This is a genomic window from Cryobacterium sp. RTC2.1 (genome assembly GCF_035018685.1).
GTDB classification, from domain to species: Bacteria; Actinomycetota; Actinomycetes; order Actinomycetales; family Microbacteriaceae; genus Cryobacterium; species Cryobacterium glucosi.
Genome location: NZ_JASJXJ010000074.1, coordinates 1 through 17,719 on the forward strand (window position 1 = coordinate 1; position 17,719 = coordinate 17,719).

Here is a 17,719-nt window from a genome sequence, read left to right on the forward strand (position 1 = left end):
CGGCTGGGCAGCGGCCCTCGCCCCCGCGGCGGGCGCGCTGGCCCAGGCGACCGGTTTCCTCGACGCCGAGTCGGCCGCCGGGCGACCCTGGCTGCCGGCGCCGGCGACCGTGCTGCGCGCCTTCCGCGAACCGTTCCGGGCGGTACGCGTGCTCCTGGTCGGCCAGGACCCGTATCCGACGCCGGGGCATCCGCTCGGCCTCGCCTTCGCGGTCGATCCCGCCGTGCGGCCCTTGCCGCGGAGCCTCGTGAACATCGGTGCCGAGCTCCAGTCGGACGTCGGGGTGACCCTGCGCACCGGAGACCTCTCGGCCTGGTCGGCCCAGGGAGTGCTGCTGCTCAACCGGGTGCTCACCGTGCGCGCCGGTGAGCCGGGTTCGCACCGCGGGCACGGCTGGGAGGCCGTCACGGACCAGGCCATCCGTGCCCTCGTCGCCCGCGGCACGCCCCTCGTCGCGATCCTCTGGGGGAAGGACGCCGCGAGGCTGCGGCCGTTGCTCGGCAACACCCCGGTGATCGAGTCGGCGCATCCGAGCCCGCTGTCCGCGCGGCGGGGCTTTTTCGGGTCGAGGCCCTTCAGCCGCGCGAACGCGCTCCTCGCCGAGCAGGGCGCAGCGCCCGTCGACTGGACACTCGGGTAATCTGGAAGTCCGTGGGAGGAGCCAGCCATGCTTGAAGAGGAATACCAGCCGCGCCGGCAGTTGCCCAGGCACCTGCGCCCGGCGCCGGAGACCGAGGCTCCGTTCGAGTACTCGATGCGGGACGCGCTGATCACCGACCTGCCGTACATCCGCGAGATCTACAACTACTACGTCGCCAACAGCACGGTCACCTTCGACGTCGACCCGATGACCCTCGCCGCCTGGCGCAGTAAGTTCTACTACCTCGGCAAGCTCGGCATGCCCTTCATCGTGGCCGTGTCGCCCGCCGGTCAGATCCTCGGCTACGCGCTCGTGACGCCGTGGAAAGAGAAGCGCGCGTTCCGGTTCACCGTCGAGAACTCGATCTACCTCGGAGCGGCCTCGACAGGCAAGGGACTCGGCCGGGTGCTGCTCGGCGAGCTCATCACGCGCTCCAAGGATGCGGGCCTCAAGGAGATCATCGCCGTGATCGCCGACCAGGGCGCCGACGCGTCGATCAAGCTGCACCTCGACTTCGGGTTCAAGGAGATCGGCCGGATGGGCAAGGTCGGCTTCAAGTTCGACCGCTGGCTCGGAACCGTGCTGCTCCAGAAGAGCCTGAAGTAACCCGTGACCGATCCGGAGGTCTCGTTCGAGCTGCCGCCTCGACACACCGTGCTGCGGTCCTTCGCTGGGCACCTCGAAGCGCCGCCGGAGACCGTGTTCGTGCGGCTGCTCGCGGCGCTGATGCCCGCACCGAGCGAGGGGGTCGCCACGATCAACCGGCATTTCCGGGCCGATCCCGCCGAGCGCCTGATCGTGGTGCAGGGGGACTGGTGGTACCGAGGCGAGTACCGCGTGCTCGCGGAGGAGGAGGGTTCGCTCGTGCAGTACGAGATCATCAACGTCGCCCAGGCCTTCCACGCCGCCGGTGCGCTCACGGCCCGCTCGGAGCTCCGCGCGGCACCCCGCGCGTTCCAGACGCTGCTGACCAAGGTCGGCGGCCCGCTCGCCCGCTGAGCCGCACTGCCCCGTCCGGGGGCGCGGGTCAGGGCGTGAGATGCAGCGTGAACTCGGGTCCGCCGAGAAGCACGGCGAGCACGGATGCCCCGAGCCCGCCGGCGAGGAGCAGCCCCGGGTGGGCGAGCCCCACGATCGCGGATCGTAAGCGCGGGCTGGTCCGCAGGAAGTCCTCCGGAACCGCGTGCGCCTCCGGCAGCTCGCGCCAGCCGCGCAACCGCCGCAGGAACCAGCTGCACCGAACGACGAAGGCCATCCACAGTACGAGCAGTACCACCGGGATCGCCGCGAGCATGAGCGTGAAGCCGAGCCCGGTCACCTCGGCGTCATTGTCATTGGCCGCGGCCTGGATCGCCGTCGAGATCGACGAACTCGCGACCACGGACACCCCCCAGACCAGGAATGCCGCACACAGCGCGAGGAATCGCACGAAGAAATGGCCGAGCACCGAGTCGTTCGCGGGCGGAAGGTGGTCGCGCGGTGTGGCCGCGAGCAGCCACACTGTCGCCGCGAGGGCCGGCAGCGCGGCGAGCAGCACGACCGCGTACCAGCCGGGACCGGGAACCCAGGGCGAGAGGGCGTCGGAGGCGACCACGACACCCCAGAGGGCCAGCCAGGCCCAGCCCGACCGCAGCGGATGCCGAACGAGCCACGCCGGCAGCATCCGCTCGAGCACCGCAGTCATGCGGACACTGTACTCGCGAGGTCTGCCGGCGCTCGGCGCCCGGGGCTCGGTGCCCCGCTACTCGCGGAGTGCCGGGTGCGACGGCCACCAGAACCGGTCGCCGGTGAGGAACACGAGCGCGGGAACCACGAGGGTGCGGACGAGCAGGGTGTCGAGCAGCACGCCGAGGCAGACGATCACGCCGATCTGAGCGAGCGCGACGACCGGGAGTACCCCGAGCACGACGAAGACCGCTGCGATCAGGATGCCGGCGCTCGTGATCACCGCTCCGGTCGAGGAGAGGGCGCGCACCATGCCCTCCCGGGTGCCGTGCAGCCGGGCCTCCTCCCGCGCCCTCGTCGTGAGGAAGATGTTGTAGTCCACCCCGAGCGCGACGAGGAACAGGAACGCGAACAGCACGACGTTCGTATTGAAAGCCGGGAAGCCGAGCAGGTTCTGGAAGATCAGGTTGGAAGCGCCGAGGCTCGCGAAGAACGTCGCGAGCACGCTCAGGATCAGCAGGACCGGCGCGACGAGGGAGCGGAGCAGCAGGGCGAGGATGCCGAAGACGATCGCGAGGATCATCGGCAGGATCAGGTCCTGGTCGCGCTGCGAACTCGTGCGGGTGTCGAGGGCCGTCGCGTCTGTGCCGCCGACGAGGGAATCCGCGACCGCGCCGCCGGCATCCGCGTATGCGGTGCGCAGCGCGGTGATGGTGGCGAAGGTCGTCTCACTGCCCGGTTCGCTCGAAAGCGACAGGTTGAGCCGGGTGCGCCCGTTCGCGCTCTCGCCCGGCTGCACCGTTGCGACGCCCGCTGTCGTTGTGGCGAGGCTCGCGGCCTCTGTCGCCGAGGCATCCGGTGCGAGCACGATGGTCTGGCTCGTGAGCCCCGACGAGAACGAGGCGTCAACGATGGCCTGCGCCTGCACCGATTCCGGGTTGCCGAGCAGCTGGTCCGCCTGCGAGAGCCCGACGGATGCCCCGACCAGTCCCAGACTCAGGGCGCCGAGCCCGAGCGCGGAGGCGACGATGATCGCCACAGGGTGCCGGGCGACGCCGCGGCCGAGCCGGGACCAGAATCCGGTGTGCACGCGGGGCGACGCGGGGTCGTAGCGCGGCACGAACGGCCAGAACAGCCCGCGGCCGCAGACGACGAGGGCGGCGGGAAGGACGATCAGGGCGAACAGGATCGCGATGACGACACCGATCGCGCAGGCGAAACCGAGCGCGCGGTTGCCGGAGAGCTCGGCGAAGAGCAGGGTCAGCAGGCTCAGCGCGACGGTCCCTCCGCTCGCGGCGATCGCGGGGCCTGCGCTCCGCACGGCGATCCGCATCGCCTCGTTCCTGCTCTCGGTGTGCAGCAGTTCCTCGCGGTAGCGGGCGACGAGCAGCAGTGCGTAGTTGGTGCCCGCACCGAAGACGAGCACGGACTGGATGCCCGAAACGCTTGCGTCCAGGGTGATGCCGAACGGCCCGGCGAGGGCGCTCACGACGACGCCGGCGAGCCCGTCGGCCAGTCCGACGACCACGAGCGGCACGATCCAGAGCACGGGGCTGCGGTAGGTGATGATCAGCAGTACCGCGACGACGATCACGGTCACGAGCAGCAGCCGGAAATCGGCGCCCGCGAAGGCGTTGGAGATGTCGGCCTGGAACCCGACCGGCCCGGTCACGTAGGAACTCAGGCCGGAGGGCAGGTCGCTCGAGGCGGCCGAGCGGATGTCCGCGGCCGTGCCCTTGACGTCGGCGCTGACGGCGGCGGCCTCGAGCGGCACGACGCTGATCGCCGCGAGCCCGTCGTCGCTGAACCGGGGCGTGGTCGCCCGCGGGGCGGTCGACAGTGCGCCGAGTTCGGCGGCCTGCGCGGTGATCGCGGCCTTGTCCGTCTCCGTCAGCGCGCTCTCCGCGCCGGTCGTGTCGCCACCGCGGTTCCAGACGACGATCGCGGAGGTCTGCTTCGCCGAGGGGAAGTCGGCGAGGAGGGCATCGACCCTGGCAGCCTGGCTCGACGTGGGCAGCCCGGACGTCGGGAAGTCGTTCCCGGCGCTCTTCGGCAGCAGTGCGAACAGCAGTCCGACGGCGATGACGGCGCCGACGAGGACGACCCAGGCCGTGCGCCGACCCGTGATGATGCGCACAATCCCGAGCACTTTTCCTCCAATAGTCCTGATTGCTAAGCATCCTAGCAATGTCAGGACTAGTATGGCGGTCATGGCAGAGCCTCGCAAGTCCCCGCTCCCGGCTGGTGCACCAAACGGTGCGCCGACCGGCGCCGTCCAACCCCTTGTCGGCGACAACGACATCGGCCTGCCCTATTCCGGCGAGATCGGCACCCAGCTGCGGGAATTCGTGGTGCTGTCCCGGGCGTTCGAGCGCCAGGTCGGACAGGCCCTCGCGGTGAATCCGACCGACCTGTCCGCAATGGAACACCTGATCACGGCCGGTTCGCTCACGCCGAGCGAACTCTCCCGGCGGCTCGACATCTCGACGGCCGCGACCACCCTTGTGGTTGACCGGCTCGTCGCACTCGGTCATGCCCGGCGCGAGGCGCACACCTCGGACCGGCGGAAGGTCGTCGTCCTGCCCGCAGCGAAATCGGTGGAGAAGGCCGTCGGAGCGCTCATGCCGGTGATCGGGGGAGTCGCCACGGTCACCCGTGACCTCCCGGCGGAGGAGCGCGAGGTCATCGCGGCCTTCCTGTCGCGGGTGCTCGACGTCTACCGCGGCGCCCTCGCCGGCGGCGCCGATGGTGACGGCGACACCGCTCCCCGCTCCTGACCCCCGCTTCCTGAACATCCGGCGTTTCTGAACATTCGGTGAATTGTTTTGAGGAAATCAAAACAACTGTTAGCGTGAGGGCATGACGACGACCGGGACGCCGAGCAAAAACCCGGGATTCTCGCGGCCGGGCGAGCCAGGGCAGCTCGGTGACAGCATCCGCCGATCGGGACTCAAGGTCACCGCGCCGCGCCTCGCCGTGCTGCGGGCCCTCGACGATTCCCCGCACGCGAGTGCCGAGCGGCTCTTCGCCGTGGTGCGGACCGAGTTGCCCGGAACGTCGCTGCAGGCGGTCTACGGCGTGCTCGCGGCCTTCACCTCGGCGGGTCTCACCCGCAGGATCGAACCGTCCGGGTCTCCTGCGCTCTACGAGCGCCGGGTCGGCGACAACCACCACCACGTGATCTGCTCGCGCTGCGCCGCCGTGCAGGACGTGGACTGCGCCGTCGGCGAGGCGCCCTGCCTCGAGCCGAGCGACGCGGCCGGTTTCGCCGTGCACGCCGCGGAGGTCACCTACTGGGGGCTCTGCCCCGACTGCCAGGCCGCGGGCGCAGAGCCCCATCTCCCGGCCGGCCATCCACCCACTCATCCCTGACCTACGCAGTGCACATGTAGTCGAACAAAGGAGCAGCATGACCACCGAGTCCAACAGCGAGTCCAACAGCGAGTCGAACACCGGGCCGATCAAGCCGACCACCACCCAGACCGGAACCCCCGTCGCGAGCGACGAGCATTCCCTCACCGTCGGGACGGACGGCGTCGCGGCCCTGCACGACCGCTATCTGGTCGAAAAGCTCGCGCAGTTCAACCGCGAGCGCATCCCGGAGCGGATCGTGCACGCCAAGGGCGGCGGAGCGCACGGCGTGTTCGAGGTCACCGGCGACGTGTCCGCGTACACCCGCGCCGCGGTCTTCCAGCCGGGCACGAGCACCGAGACGCTGCAGCGATTCTCGAGTGTCGCCGGCGAGCAGGGCAGTCCGGACACCTGGCGCGACGTGCGCGGCTTCTCGGTCAAGTTCTACACGACGGAGGGCAACTACGACATCGTCGGCAACAACACCCCGGTGTTCTTCATCCGCGACGGCATCAAGTTCCCCGACTTCATCCACTCCCAGAAGCGGCTGCCCGGCTCCGGCCTGCGCGATGCCACGATGCAGTGGGACTTCTGGACCCTCTCGCCGGAGTCCGCGCACCAGGTCACCTACCTGATGGGCGACCGCGGCCTGCCGCGCTCCTGGCGCGAGATGCCCGGCTTCGGCTCGCACACCTACCAGTGGATCAATGCCGCCGGCGAGCGCTTCTGGGTCAAGTATCACTTCGCCTCCAACCAGGGCAACGTCGAGATGGAGGGCTCTGAGGCCGAGCTCATCGCCGGCGCAGACGCCGACTACTACCGCCGCGACCTGCACGACGCGATCGAGGCAGGCAACTTCCCGTCCTGGACCGTCTCGGTGCAGATCATGCCGTACGAGGACGCCAAGACCTACCGGTTCAACCCCTTCGACCTGACCAAGGTCTGGCCGCACGCCGACTACCCGCTCATCGAGGTCGGTGTGCACACGCTCAACCGCAACCCGCAGAACTTCTTCGCCGAAATCGAGCAGGCCGCGTTCTCGCCGGCCAACTTCGTGCCCGGCATCGCGGCGAGCCCCGACAAGATGCTGATGGCGCGCATCTTCTCCTACCCGGATGCCGCGCGATACCGGGTCGGCACGAACTACGCTGAGCTGCCCGTCAACGCCCCGCACGCAGCCCCGGTGAACAACTACTCGCAGGACGGCGCCGGCAGGCACCACTTCAACGCTCCAGAGGCCCCGAACTACGCGCCGAACTCGCTCGGCGGCCCGGTGGCCGACCCGCTGCTCGCGGGCGAGGGCAGCTGGGAGAACGACGGCGAGCTGCTCCGTGCCGCCGCCGTGCTGCGCAGCGAGGACAGCGACTTCGGCCAGGCCGGGACGCTCTATCGCGACGTGTTCGACGACGCGGCCAAGGCCCGCTTCCTCGACACCATCACGGGTGCGATCAGCGGCGTGCAGCGCCCTGAGGTCACCGAACGCGCGATCTGGTACTGGACGAGCGTCGACGCCACGCTCGGCGCTGCACTGCGCGCGAACCTCGCGACGTGGGCAGAGGCGGACATGCTCGCAGAGGCATCCGCCCAGTACTCGGAGTAACGCGGTACTCGGAGTAAGCGGGCGGACGCCGTAGCGGCTATTCGAGGGTGGGTGCGGCCTGGGCGGTCGCAGCCACCATCGCCCCGCTGCGCTCCCAGAGGGCTGCGGCGAGCGCCGGGTCGTAGGCGAGCTTGTTCGCCTTCGCGACCAGGCGCTTGTCGTAGTACTCGCCGGAGATCCATTCGTCCAGGGGAGCCGTGGCGAGCCAGACCAGGGTGTCTGCGCCCTGCTCCGGTGTGATCAGCATCCGCTTGAGCGGGGTCTGGTAGATGAAGCGCATCACGCTCGTCGAGTTCGACGAGAAACTCGTCGCGACGACGCCGGGGTGGAACGCCGCAGTCGTGAGGCCCTGCTCGTGGTAGCGGTGGTGCAGCTCGCGGGTGAAGAGGATGTTGGCGAGCTTGGCGTTGCCGTAAGCCCGGTTGGGTGAATACTTCGCGCTCGCATCGAGGTCGTCGATGTCGAACCGGGCGTAGACGCTGTTCGCCACGCTCGCGGTGTTGATCACCCGGGCGTGGCTCTCCAGCAGCCGGTCGGTGAGGAGCGTCGTGAGCAGGAACGGCGCGAGGTGGTTGACCTGGAAGGTCTTCTCGTGGCCGTCGACGGTGAGGACCCGCTTGCCCATGATGCCGCCGGCGTTGTTGGCGAGCACGTCGATGCGCGGGTAGCGCTCGAGGAGGGTCGCGGCGAGAGCGCGCACCTCGTCGAGGCTGGCGAAGTCGGCGGTGAACGAGTCGGCGCCGAGCGGTGCTGCGACGGCGGCGGTCTTGGCCGCCGAGCGTCCCACGATGACGACGGATGCGCCGGTGCGGCTCAGCGCGCGGGCCGCGGCCGCGCCGATGCCGTCGCTGCCCCCGGTGATGATGATGGTGCGAGCGGACGGTGCGGATGCTTCGGACGTGTCGGTCATGACTTCCTCTTGGTCAGGTAGCCGCCCTTTTCCAGGCCGGCCTCGATTTCAAAACGGTTGGTGAGCGGGTTGCTGCCGGCCGCACGGTAGAACAGCGGGAACAGCATGCCGTAGCGCTGCCACTGCCGTTTGTGCACGGCCTCGTGTTCGAGGATCGCGTCGGAGACGTTGTCCCGGGTGAGGTAGCAGCCGCCGACGCAGGACCCGCCGCGGCCGAAGGCCCAGTTCGGCAGGCCACGGAAGACGATCAGGCCGCCGCGCCGCTCGACGCGCCCGGTGCTGAGGAGCCCTCCCCAGACCAACCCGACGGCCGTCGCATAGAGATACCCGGCCCTGCTGAGGGGGGAATCGAAAAGGATCCGGAGCATCACTCAAGCGTATGCCGCCTGACCGGCACTTAGAGTTAACCCCGTGCGAATTCGACTGCTGGGCGGACTGAGTGTCGAGCACGACGGACGGCAGGTTCCCGTGACGGGGTCGATGCAGCTCGCCGTGCTGTTCCGGCTTGCCGTCGACGCGGGAACGGCGGTGAGCTACCGGGCGATCTCCGAGGACGTCTGGTCCCGCGATGTGCCCGAGAACCAGCGGGCCGCCCTCCAGTCCATCGTCTCCCGGCTCCGGGCCCAGCTCCCTCCCGGAGTGATCGAGTCGACGGTCGGCGGCTACCGCCTCCTGCTCGCCAGGTCCGATGTCGACGCACTCCGTTTCGAAGACCTCGTCGCCGAGGCGGTTGCCGCGGCGGGGACTGCCTTGCCGGCGGATGCCCGACGCGCCGCGCTCGCGGCCCTCGCGCTCTGGGCTGGCGAACCCTGGATCCCGTCCCCGGACTTCGACTGGTTCCTCCGCGACCTCGCCCGCGACCGGGCCAGGGCACTCGAACTCACAGCCCTGGATGGCACAGCCCCGGATGGCTGCGCACCCTCCGCGGCCTTCGCACCCTCCGCGGCCCGCGGCATCCCGGTGTCCCTCACCCGCCTCGTCGGCCGGGAGCGTGAACTCGCGGCGATCGAGAAGCAGCTCGCCGTGTCCCGGCTGGTCACGATCGTCGGAACCGGGGGAATCGGGAAGACGCGCCTCGCGCTCGAAACGGCAGCGGGCATCCGTGGTGCCGTGCTCGTCGAGCTCGCCCCGGTGGGTCCGGGCGAGGTGCTTGCCGCGGTGCTCGCGGCCACCGGGCGCGAACTGCGCACCTCGGACGCGCCCGTCGAGCCCGTCGGCAGCCTCGAGCGGGTCGTCGAGGCGCTTCTCGGGCGCGCGGTCGTGCTCGTGCTCGACAATTGCGAGCACGTCATCGACGCGGCCGCGCGGCTCGCGGAGAACCTGCTCGGCGTCCTGCCCGCACTGACGATTCTCGCTACGAGTCGCGAGCCGCTCGGAATCCCCGGCGAGTCCTTCGTCACCGTCGGGTCGTTGCCGCACCCGAGCGAGTCAGAGCTCGAGGCCGCCATCGACACTCCGGACACGCCGGGGTCGCCGGAGCGCCTGCGCGAGTTCGCCGCTCTCGAGCTGTTCGGCCAGCGGGCCCTCGCCGCGCGGGGCGCCGGCCTCGCTACCGGGGAACTGGCCGGCGCCGCCCGGATCTGCGCGCGCCTCGACGGGCTGCCGCTCGCCCTCGAGCTTGCCGCGGCGAAGCTCCGCACGATGACCCTCGACGAGGTCCTCGACGGCCTCGACAATCGCTTCACCCTCCTCACCGGCGGGTACCGCACGGCACTGCCGCGGCACCAGACCCTCCGCGCCCTGATCGACTGGAGCTGGAGCCTGCTCTCGGCGGACGAACGCACGGCGCTCGGCCGGCTCGCGGTGTTCCCCGCCGGGATCGACACCCGGGATGCGGCCGACGTCGCCGCCACGGCCGGGCTCGTCGGGGCATCCGTCTTCGAGAGCCTCGTGGACAAGTCGCTGCTGCACCGCGAACGCGGACGCTACCGGCTGCTCGAGACCATCCGCGAATACGGCATCGAACGGCTCGCGGAGGCCGGGAACCTCGCGGCCGAACGCGCGGCGCAGGCCGGATACATCGCGGTGCGGGCGGAGGCCGCCGATGCGCTGATGCGCGGGCCGCGGATCCGCGAGGCGATCGCGTGGTTCGACGCCGAAGACGACAATGTGACTGCGGCGCTCCGGTACACAACGAGCGCGCGTCTCGCCGAGCCCGCGGTCCGGGTCGCGCTCGCCTGCGTGTGGTACTGGGGGATCCGGGAGCGGAGGGACGAGCTCGGCGTCTGGCTCGGCGCGGTGAGCGAACTGGCCGCAGAGGTCGACAGCGATGAAGCACGCGCCATTGTGCTGTTCACGCCGGTCGTCCGGGCCTTCTCCGCAGAGGAGGCCAATCCCGATGCCGCTCGTGACTCGGCACTCGTCCCCGAGGCGCTCGCCGAGGCCGCACGGCGTGCGTTCGACGCGTGGGCGCAGGACCCGCCGGGGAGGGGCGGCGAACTGATGCAGCTCGCCTTCCCGCTCCTGTCCGCGTTCCGGACCTCGTTCGGCGAGGAGGGCTGGATGCTGCGGGTGCGGATCCCGAGCGGCGAGGAACTCGGCCTTGATCCCTGGCCCGCGGCCATGCTGCACGTGATCCGGGCCGCCACGGCGCAGAACCGCGGCGACATCGCCGAGCTCGGCGAGGCATCCGCCCACGCCGTGCGCGCGTTCGAGGCGATCGGCGACCTCTGGGGCCTCGCTCTCGCGCAGCAGATGCGCGCGGAGTGGTTCAGCCTGCAGGGGCGCCTGGACGAGGCGCTCGACGTGACGGACGCGTCGACCGCGAACATGAGCCGCATCACCTCGAGCTGGGACCTCGCCCAGCAGCAGGCGCTCGCCGTGTCGATCATGCTGCGGCAGGGCAGGCTCGCGGCGGCGCGGGAGCGCGCGGATGAACTCCTCGCAGGGGCTGCGGAGTCCGGCAATATCTTCACCGTGATCCAGGCCGAGGCCACCGCACTCGTGCTCGACCTGAACGACCGCGACACGGGAGCCGCGAGCGCCCGGCTCGCCAGGATCGAGGACCTCGCGTCCGGCTGGCCGAACATGCCCGCCCAGCTCGTCGCCATGATCGGGGTGCGCCGCGCGGAGCTCGAGCTCCTTCAGGGCGACGCGGATGCCGCGGAGCGGGCCATTCGCGTGGCCGCGGATGCCGCGATCGCGAGCCTCGACCACCCCGTGATCGGCCAGGTCGCACTGAGTCTCGGCGGCCTCGCGCTCGCCCGCGGGCAGGTCGAGGAGGCCGTGCGGGCGCTCGACCTCTCCTCGGCGATCATCGGGGCTTACGACCGCCTCGAACCGCGAGCGATCGCGATCGAACAGGCCGCCGCCGCCCACGGCATCGACCGGGCGACGCCGGCGCCCTCCTCGCGCCCGCACGCCCTCGCGACCCTCCGCGCCCTGATCGACCCGGCCGGCTGATCCCGCCCCCGCGCGCGGGAGGGAATCGCGCTAGAGCTTCGTGTGGTATGCGCGCATCGCCAGGGGGAAGAAGACGCCGACGAGGACGACGCAGGAGAGCAGCACCCAGAGGACTTCGCCGCCGACGCTTGTGCCAGGGGTCATGATCGAGTTGCCGACCAGGAGGCCGCGCATCGCGTCGGTGACGTGGGTGACCGGGTTGATCGCGACCCAGCCCTGGAGCCAGCCGGGCATGGTCGCCGCGGGCACGAACGCCGAGGAGCCGAAGGTGAGCGGAAAGACGATCAGGAACGACAAGCCCTGCACGGCGCCCGAGCTGCGGGCGAGCATGCCGATGAACACGGATGTCCAGCACAGGCTCATCGCGAACACGATCATCAGCACGATGGCCGTCACAACCGAGTACCACGGGGTCAGGAAGCGGAAGCCGATCGCCGCGCCGAAGGCGAGGGTGACGCCGATCGCGATGCTGTGCCGCACCACGTCGCCGGTCACGGCGCCCATGAGGGGGGCGGACCGGGCGATCGGCAGGGAGCGGAACCGGTCGAACACCCCGTTCTTCAGGTCGGAGTTGAGGTTGACGCCGATGGTCATCGCCGTGGTCATGATCGTCTGCACGATGATGCCGGGAAGCGCGAACTGGAGGTAGTCCTGGCTCGTCCCGGCGATCGCGCCGCCGAAGATGAACACGAAGATCACCGTCATCACGATCGGCTGCACCGAGACGTCGAGGAACTGCTCGGGGTTCCGCACCATCTTGGTGACGGTGCGCTGGGCGAGGATCAGCGAGTCGCGGACGATCATGATGCGGCTCCTTCCGTGACGAGGCCGGGCGCCGAGGGTACTGCCGGCGTGTGACCGGTCAGGGAGTAGAAGACCTCGTCGAGGCTCGGGAGCCGCAGCGAGAGCTCGGTGACGGCGATGTTCTCGGCGTGCAGCCGGGCGACGGTCGCGGTGAGGGCATCCGCGCCGGCGACGGGGACCGAGACGAGGCTCGGGGCTGGAAACTCGGGGGCGCGGGTGCCGACGGAGGCGAGCAGGGCGGTGACGCGGTCCAGGTCCCGGTCGTCGGCCGGCCGCACCTCGAGGGTCTGCCCGCCGACCTGGCGCTTCAGGCCCTCCGGGGTGTCGTGGGCGATGACGAGACCGTGGTCGATGACGGTGATCTCGTTCGCGAGGGCATCCGCTTCTTCGAGGTACTGCGTCGTCAGCAGCACAGTCGTGCCCTGGCGAACGAGGGTGCGGATCATCTCCCAGACGTCGTCGCGCTTGGCGGGGTCGAGGCCCGTGGTCGGTTCGTCGAGGAAGACGACGCTCGGACGACCGATGAGCGAGGCCGCGAGGTCGAGGCGGCGGCGCATGCCGCCGGAATAGGTCTTGGCGAGGCGGCCACCGGCGTCGGTCAGCTCGAATTCCTCGAGGAGCTCGGCGGCGCGGGCCTTCGCATCGGAGCGGGACAGCCCGAGGAGGCGCCCGATCATCACGAGGTTCTCGACGCCGCGCAGGTCCTCGTCGACGCTCGCGTACTGGCCGGTCAGGCCGATCCGGCGGCGCACGTCGACGGGGTGGGTGACGACGTCGAAGCCGGCGACCGTGACGGTGCCGGCGTCGGGCTTCAGCAGGGTCGCGAGAATGCGCACGGCGGTGGTCTTGCCCGCGCCGTTGGGGCCGAGGACGCCGAGCACCCGGCCGGGTTCGACGGTGAGGTCGATTCCGGCGAGTGCCTGGGTCGTGCCGAATCGTTTGGTGAGCCCGCGGGCTTCGATTGCTGCGGTCATGGTGCCTCCTGGGTAGGACACCAGTAGACAATTCCCGCGCTGTCGCCCCGCTGCCGCGCGCTGTCAGCGGCCGTCAGCCGCCGTCAGCGCCGGCTGCGGGCAGCGGATGCCGCGCTACGGCCTGCCGTATGCCTCCAGCAGGCGCAGCCAGACTTCGCTCATCGTGGGGTAGGCCGGGACCGCGTGCCAGAGCCGGCTGATCGGTACCTCGCCGACGACGGCGATGGTCGCCGCGTGCAGGAGTTCCGCGACATCCTGGCCCACGAACGTGACGCCGATGAGCACTTCCCGGTCGAGATCGACGATGGCCCTGGCCATGCCGGTGTAGCCATCGGCCTGCAGGCTCGCTCCGGCGACGCTTCCGATCGGATAGTCGAGCACCCGGATCCGGAGGCCGGTCTTCTCTGCCGCCGCCTGGCTGAGCCCGACCGAGGCGACCTCGGGATCGGTGAAGGTGACCTGGGGGACGGCGGAGTGGTCTGCGGTGGCGACGTGGGTGCCCCAGGGGGAGTCGTCGACGGCCCGGCCGGAGGCGCGGGCGACGATCACGTCGCCCGCCGCCCTCGCCTGGTACTTGCCCTGGTGGGTGAGGAGGGCCCGATGCGTGACATCGCCGGTCGCGTACAGCCAGTCGCCGGCGAGGTCCGCCGCGTCGCCCTGAACGAGCAGGGTGTCGTCTACGGTCAGCCAGCCGCCGTCGGGAAGCCCGACGGACGCGAGCCCGAGGTCGTCGGTGCGCGGTGCGCGACCCGTCGCGACGAGGACCTCTGTCGCGGTGACGGTTCCACCGCTCGCGAGGGTGAGTACGACGTCGCCGTCGGCAGAGCGCATCGCGAGAACGGGAGCCTCGCCGGTCAGAACCGTCGCTCCCGCCGCGCGCAGGGCCTCGATGACGAGTTCGCCGGCGAACGGTTCTTCCTTGCCGAGGAGGGAGTGGCGCACGATGAGCGTGACCCGGGCGCCGAGCGACGTGTACGCCGTGGCCATTTCGGCCGCGGTGACACCGCCGCCGATGATGGCGAGGCTCTCCGGGATGTGCTGGGCGCTCGTGGCCTCGCGGCTGGTCCAGGGGTCGACGGTGCCGATTCCTGGGATGTCGGGCAGCACGGCGGAGGACCCGGTGCTCACCACGACGGCGTGTCGGGCCGTGAGCACGGTCGTCGTCCCGTTCGTGCCGGTGACGGTCACCTCGCGAACGCCGCTGAGGCGGGCATGCCCGCGGACGAGGGCGATTCCCGCGGAGTCGAGCCAGCCGACCTGGCCGTCGTCCGCCCAGTGGCTCGTGAACGAGTCCCGGCGACGCAGCACGGCGGCGACGTCGAGCTCACCGGTCGCGGCCTCGGCGGCTCCGCCGACCCGGCGTGCGGCGGAGAGTGCCGTTCCGCTCCGCAGCAGGGCCTTGGACGGCATGCACGCCCAGTACGAGCACTCGCCCCCGACGAGTTCGCTTTCGACGATGACCGTGCTCAGCCCGCCCTGAACGGTGCGGTCTGCGACATTCTCTCCGACGGCACCGCCGCCGATCACAATGACGTCGTAGGTCGTGGTCTGGTCGTTCATGGTGTCTCCTGTCGTCGATGAGTCACGTGGTTCAGCGCCCCACGAATTCCGCCGCGGTTCTGGTGCGGAATGCTTCCATGCCGATCCGGGCATCCTCGCTCGCGGCGAGCACGCCGAGGGTCGGCTGCAGCCCGGCCTCCGCGACGGCATCGCCGAGTCGCACGGCGTCTCGCGCACTCGCGAGGGTCGCCTGCACCGCGAGCGGGGCCTGGGCGGCGATCCGCCCGGCGAGCTCGAGCGCCCGGTCGAACTCGGTGCCGTCGGGGACGACCTCCTGCACGAGCCCGATCCGCAGGGCCTCCGCGGCATCGAACATGTCACCGGTGAGGATCCAGCGCATCGCATTGCCCCAGCCGACCGCGCGGGGGAACCGGATCGTGGCTCCGCCGAACGGCAGGATGCCGCGGGCCACCTCGATCTGCCCGAACCGCGTCGAGGCGGCAGCGACCGAGATCTCGCTCGCGAGCATGAGCTCGATCCCGAGTGTGAGGCAGGTGCCCTGCACGGCCATCACCACCGGCTTCGAGACCGCTCGGCCGTCGACCTGCCAGGGGTTGACCCCGCCGTCCGGCACCATGTCGATGCCGTCCGGGCCGAGGCGCGGGCCGATGTCGGCGAGGTCGAGGCCGGCCGTGAAGTGCTCGCCGACGGCGTAGACGAGGCCGACCCTGAGCCCGGGGTCGCGATCGAGCTCGCCGTAGGCAAGGGACAGCTGCTGCAGCATCAGCAGGTCGGCGGCGTTGCGCTTCTCCGGCCGGTTCAGCCCGATCAGGAGCACGTGCCCGCGCCGCTCGGTCAGCACCCGGAGTTCCTGGTGGGCGCGGTCCTGCCCGCCGGGGTCGTGCTCTGTTCGGCTCTGTTCGGTGCTGCGCTGCTCGCTCACGGATGCCTTCCTGGTGCTGGTGGGTTTCGGGGCGTTGCCCGCGGTGCAGGACAACGCAACGTCGGAGTTTTGCGCGACCCGCGGCATCCGCTGCCCGGATTCACGGCGTGTGGCGAAAATCTCCGACGTTGCGGTGCGCGGGTCAGCGGGTGAGGGCGCCGATGATCCGGAGGATGCTCGGCAGGTCGTCGTTCGCGGCCTCGGGGGAGGCGGGCGCGAAGCCCGCGATCGTGGCACCGGCGAGCTCGAACTCGGCCCTGAGCGCAGTGATCGTGCGGCCGAGGGTCTCGACGCTCAGTCCGAAGGGAAGGAGGTTCGAGAGCCCGGTCAGCACGGAGGGGTCGAGCACGTCGAGGTCGAGGTGGAGGTAGAACGCGGGCGCCCCCGTCGCGCGGACCGCGGCGAGAATGCCGTCCGGCGTCTCGAGCTCCTCGATCGACAGGCTGCGGATGCCCGCCGCACCGATGAGCTCGGCTTCGGCCGGGTCGATGTCGCGGGCTCCCGCGATCACGATCCGGTCGAACGGCACCCGTTCGTCCGCGCCGAGCACGAGCCCGTCGACACCCTCGCCGGCGATCGCCCGGAGCACCATGCCGCCGAAAGCTGCGGAGGGCGATGATTCGGGGGTGTGCAGGTCGGGGTGGGCGTCGAGCCAGACCACGGCAAGGCCGCCCGGATGCCGCGCCGAGGCGTGGCCGACGGCCGCGAGCGAGACGCCGCACTCGCCGCCGATCGTGAGGACGGGGGTGACGCAGTCGCGCAGCGCACGGGTGAGGCGCTCGCGCACCATGACGAGGCTCGAGAACCGGTCGATGCCGGTGTCCTGCGCGTCGCCGGCCTCGACCGGAACCGGGACTTCGACGGTCGCGGAGGACGGGAGATCACCCCGGATCGCCTCCGCACCATCGCTGAGGCGCATTGCGCGCGGAGAAACCGAACCCTGCCATTGCGGCACGACAACGAAGGAGGGAGCCATACTCCAGTATGCGCCTCGCGGCTTGTCGCGCGCGAGGGCATCGCGCACGTTCTCCGAACTCAAAAGTGTGCCCTCTCGGCGGTTTAGCGCCGTGGGCTACTTCTCGATCTCGCTCGCGCCGGAGGACTTGAGCGCCGCCAGGCGGGCGTCGACCTCGGTGAGTTCGCCGAGGTCTTCGAGGCTTTCGAACTGGGCGTCGAGGCTCGACGCGGCGAGCTCGTTCGCCCCGCGCACCTTGGCCTCCTCGCGGCGGATCTTGTCCTCGAACCTGCTGACCTCGCTCGTGGGATCCATGATGTCGATGCTCTTGACGGCGTCCATGACCTTGGTCTGCGCCGCGGCCGTCTTCGAGCGGGCGATGAGCTCGTCCCGCTTGGCGGACAGCTGGCCGAGCTTCTCCTTCATCGCGTTGAGACCGGTCTTGAGCTGTTCGACGACGGTGGTCTGCGAGGCGATCTGCGGCTCGGCGGCCTTCGCCTCTTTCTCGGACTGCAACTGGCGGCCGAGCGCGACCTTGGCGAGGTTGTCGAATTTGTCGGCGTCCACGGCGTTGCCCGCTGCGCGCAGCTCGTCGGCCTTGCGGCTCGCGGCGAGTGCCTTCCCGCCCCACTCCGCCGCGGCCTCGACGTCCTCCCGGTGGTCGTCCTCGAGGAGGCGCAGGTTGCCGATCGTCTCCGCGATGGCACCCTCGGCATCCGAAATGCTGTTGCTGTAGTCGCGCACCATCTGGTCGAGCATGAGTTTCGGGTCTTCTGCCGAGTCGATCAGGGAGTTGATGTTCGCCTTGGCCAGTTGTGCGATGCGGCCGAAGATGGATTGCTTGGTCATGACAGTGTCCTTTCGAGTGATTCTGCGGGCGGGTCCAGTGTGGCGCGTGTCTGTGTGCTTCCGCTGTATGGGGTGAAGTGAGTCAGAACCTCCCGCCCCCGCCGCGGCGGGACCGGGTGCCCGCAC

General features: G+C 70.4%; 17 protein-coding genes. 7 read left to right on the forward strand and 10 right to left on the reverse strand.

Annotated features, from left to right (window positions below; all coding sequences use genetic code 11):
- From QN357_RS10695 to QN357_RS10705, 3 genes are all read left to right on the forward strand, one after another.
- Nucleotides 1–640: uracil-DNA glycosylase (locus QN357_RS10695; RefSeq protein WP_323504871.1), on the forward strand; the 640-nt coding region annotated here is incomplete at its 5' end.
- 27 nt (nucleotides 641–667) lie between these two features.
- A complete protein-coding gene (locus tag QN357_RS10700) occupies nucleotides 668–1,246 on the forward strand; it encodes a GNAT family N-acetyltransferase (RefSeq protein ID WP_134449800.1) in 579 nt (192 codons plus the stop codon).
- A gap of 3 nt (nucleotides 1,247–1,249) precedes the next feature.
- Entirely contained in the window at nucleotides 1,250–1,639 is a 390-nt protein-coding gene (locus QN357_RS10705; RefSeq protein ID WP_134449801.1) for a hypothetical protein, read from the forward strand.
- A 28-nt stretch (nucleotides 1,640–1,667) separates the two neighbouring features.
- Here the strand turns inward: QN357_RS10705 and QN357_RS10710 are convergent, their stop codons facing one another.
- The gene (locus QN357_RS10710) at nucleotides 1,668–2,324 is read right to left on the reverse strand and encodes a hypothetical protein (protein ID WP_322189565.1); all 657 of its coding nucleotides are present in this window, start codon (nucleotides 2,322–2,324) and stop codon (nucleotides 1,668–1,670) included.
- A 57-nt stretch (nucleotides 2,325–2,381) separates the two neighbouring features.
- The gene (locus tag QN357_RS10715; protein WP_322189566.1) at nucleotides 2,382–4,454 is read right to left on the reverse strand and encodes an MMPL family transporter; all 2,073 of its coding nucleotides are present in this window, start codon (nucleotides 4,452–4,454) and stop codon (nucleotides 2,382–2,384) included.
- Between the two features lie 61 nt (nucleotides 4,455–4,515).
- On the opposite strand from QN357_RS10715, the gene QN357_RS10720 reads away from it, so the two are divergent.
- The 3 genes from QN357_RS10720 (at nucleotide 4,516) to QN357_RS10730 (ending at nucleotide 7,256) form a co-directional block, all read left to right on the forward strand.
- Complete coding sequence (locus QN357_RS10720; RefSeq protein WP_134563866.1) at nucleotides 4,516–5,082, forward strand: MarR family winged helix-turn-helix transcriptional regulator; 567 nt, start codon at nucleotides 4,516–4,518, stop codon at nucleotides 5,080–5,082.
- A gap of 82 nt (nucleotides 5,083–5,164) precedes the next feature.
- A complete protein-coding gene (locus QN357_RS10725; RefSeq protein ID WP_134449805.1) occupies nucleotides 5,165–5,677 on the forward strand; it encodes a Fur family transcriptional regulator in 513 nt (170 codons plus the stop codon).
- Between the two features lie 37 nt (nucleotides 5,678–5,714).
- Nucleotides 5,715–7,256 carry a catalase gene (locus QN357_RS10730; protein ID WP_322189567.1) on the forward strand — a complete coding sequence of 514 codons (1,542 nt, stop codon included), beginning with the start codon at nucleotides 5,715–5,717 and terminating at the stop codon, nucleotides 7,254–7,256.
- 37 nt (nucleotides 7,257–7,293) lie between these two features.
- Here the strand turns inward: QN357_RS10730 and QN357_RS10735 are convergent, their stop codons facing one another.
- A complete protein-coding gene (locus tag QN357_RS10735) occupies nucleotides 7,294–8,166 on the reverse strand; it encodes an SDR family NAD(P)-dependent oxidoreductase (RefSeq protein ID WP_134560645.1) in 873 nt (290 codons plus the stop codon).
- Entirely contained in the window at nucleotides 8,163–8,534 is a 372-nt protein-coding gene (locus QN357_RS10740; RefSeq protein WP_134561919.1) for a Fe-S oxidoreductase, read from the reverse strand. The genes QN357_RS10735 and QN357_RS10740 overlap by 4 nt, the downstream gene beginning before the upstream one ends.
- A gap of 43 nt (nucleotides 8,535–8,577) precedes the next feature.
- Here QN357_RS10740 and QN357_RS10745 point away from each other — a divergent pair, with 43 nt between their 5' ends.
- On the forward strand, nucleotides 8,578–11,568 hold the full coding sequence (locus QN357_RS10745) for a hypothetical protein (protein ID WP_323504872.1): 2,991 nt from the start codon (nucleotides 8,578–8,580) through the stop codon (nucleotides 11,566–11,568).
- A 30-nt stretch (nucleotides 11,569–11,598) separates the two neighbouring features.
- On the opposite strand, the gene QN357_RS10750 is transcribed toward QN357_RS10745, so the two are convergent.
- The 6 genes from QN357_RS10750 to QN357_RS10775 form a co-directional block, all read right to left on the reverse strand.
- A complete protein-coding gene (locus QN357_RS10750) occupies nucleotides 11,599–12,372 on the reverse strand; it encodes an ABC transporter permease (protein WP_323504873.1) in 774 nt (257 codons plus the stop codon).
- Nucleotides 12,369–13,346 (reverse strand): ATP-binding cassette domain-containing protein, encoded by a 978-nt coding sequence (locus tag QN357_RS10755; RefSeq protein ID WP_322136329.1) that lies wholly within the window; start codon nucleotides 13,344–13,346, stop codon nucleotides 12,369–12,371. The genes QN357_RS10750 and QN357_RS10755 overlap by 4 nt, the downstream gene beginning before the upstream one ends.
- Nucleotides 13,347–13,460: 114 nt before the next feature.
- Entirely contained in the window at nucleotides 13,461–14,906 is a 1,446-nt protein-coding gene (locus QN357_RS10760) for an NAD(P)/FAD-dependent oxidoreductase (protein ID WP_323504874.1), read from the reverse strand.
- 31 nt (nucleotides 14,907–14,937) lie between these two features.
- Nucleotides 14,938–15,789: a crotonase/enoyl-CoA hydratase family protein gene (locus QN357_RS10765; RefSeq protein WP_277612980.1), complete on the reverse strand. Its 852-nt coding sequence runs from the start codon at nucleotides 15,787–15,789 to the stop codon at nucleotides 14,938–14,940.
- 142 nt (nucleotides 15,790–15,931) lie between these two features.
- Entirely contained in the window at nucleotides 15,932–16,765 is an 834-nt protein-coding gene (locus QN357_RS10770) for an arginase family protein (RefSeq protein ID WP_134560668.1), read from the reverse strand.
- Nucleotides 16,766–16,861: 96 nt separating this feature from the next.
- Nucleotides 16,862–17,593 (reverse strand): PspA/IM30 family protein, encoded by a 732-nt coding sequence (locus tag QN357_RS10775; protein ID WP_134449815.1) that lies wholly within the window; start codon nucleotides 17,591–17,593, stop codon nucleotides 16,862–16,864.
- Between the last annotated feature and the right edge of the window lie 126 nt (nucleotides 17,594–17,719).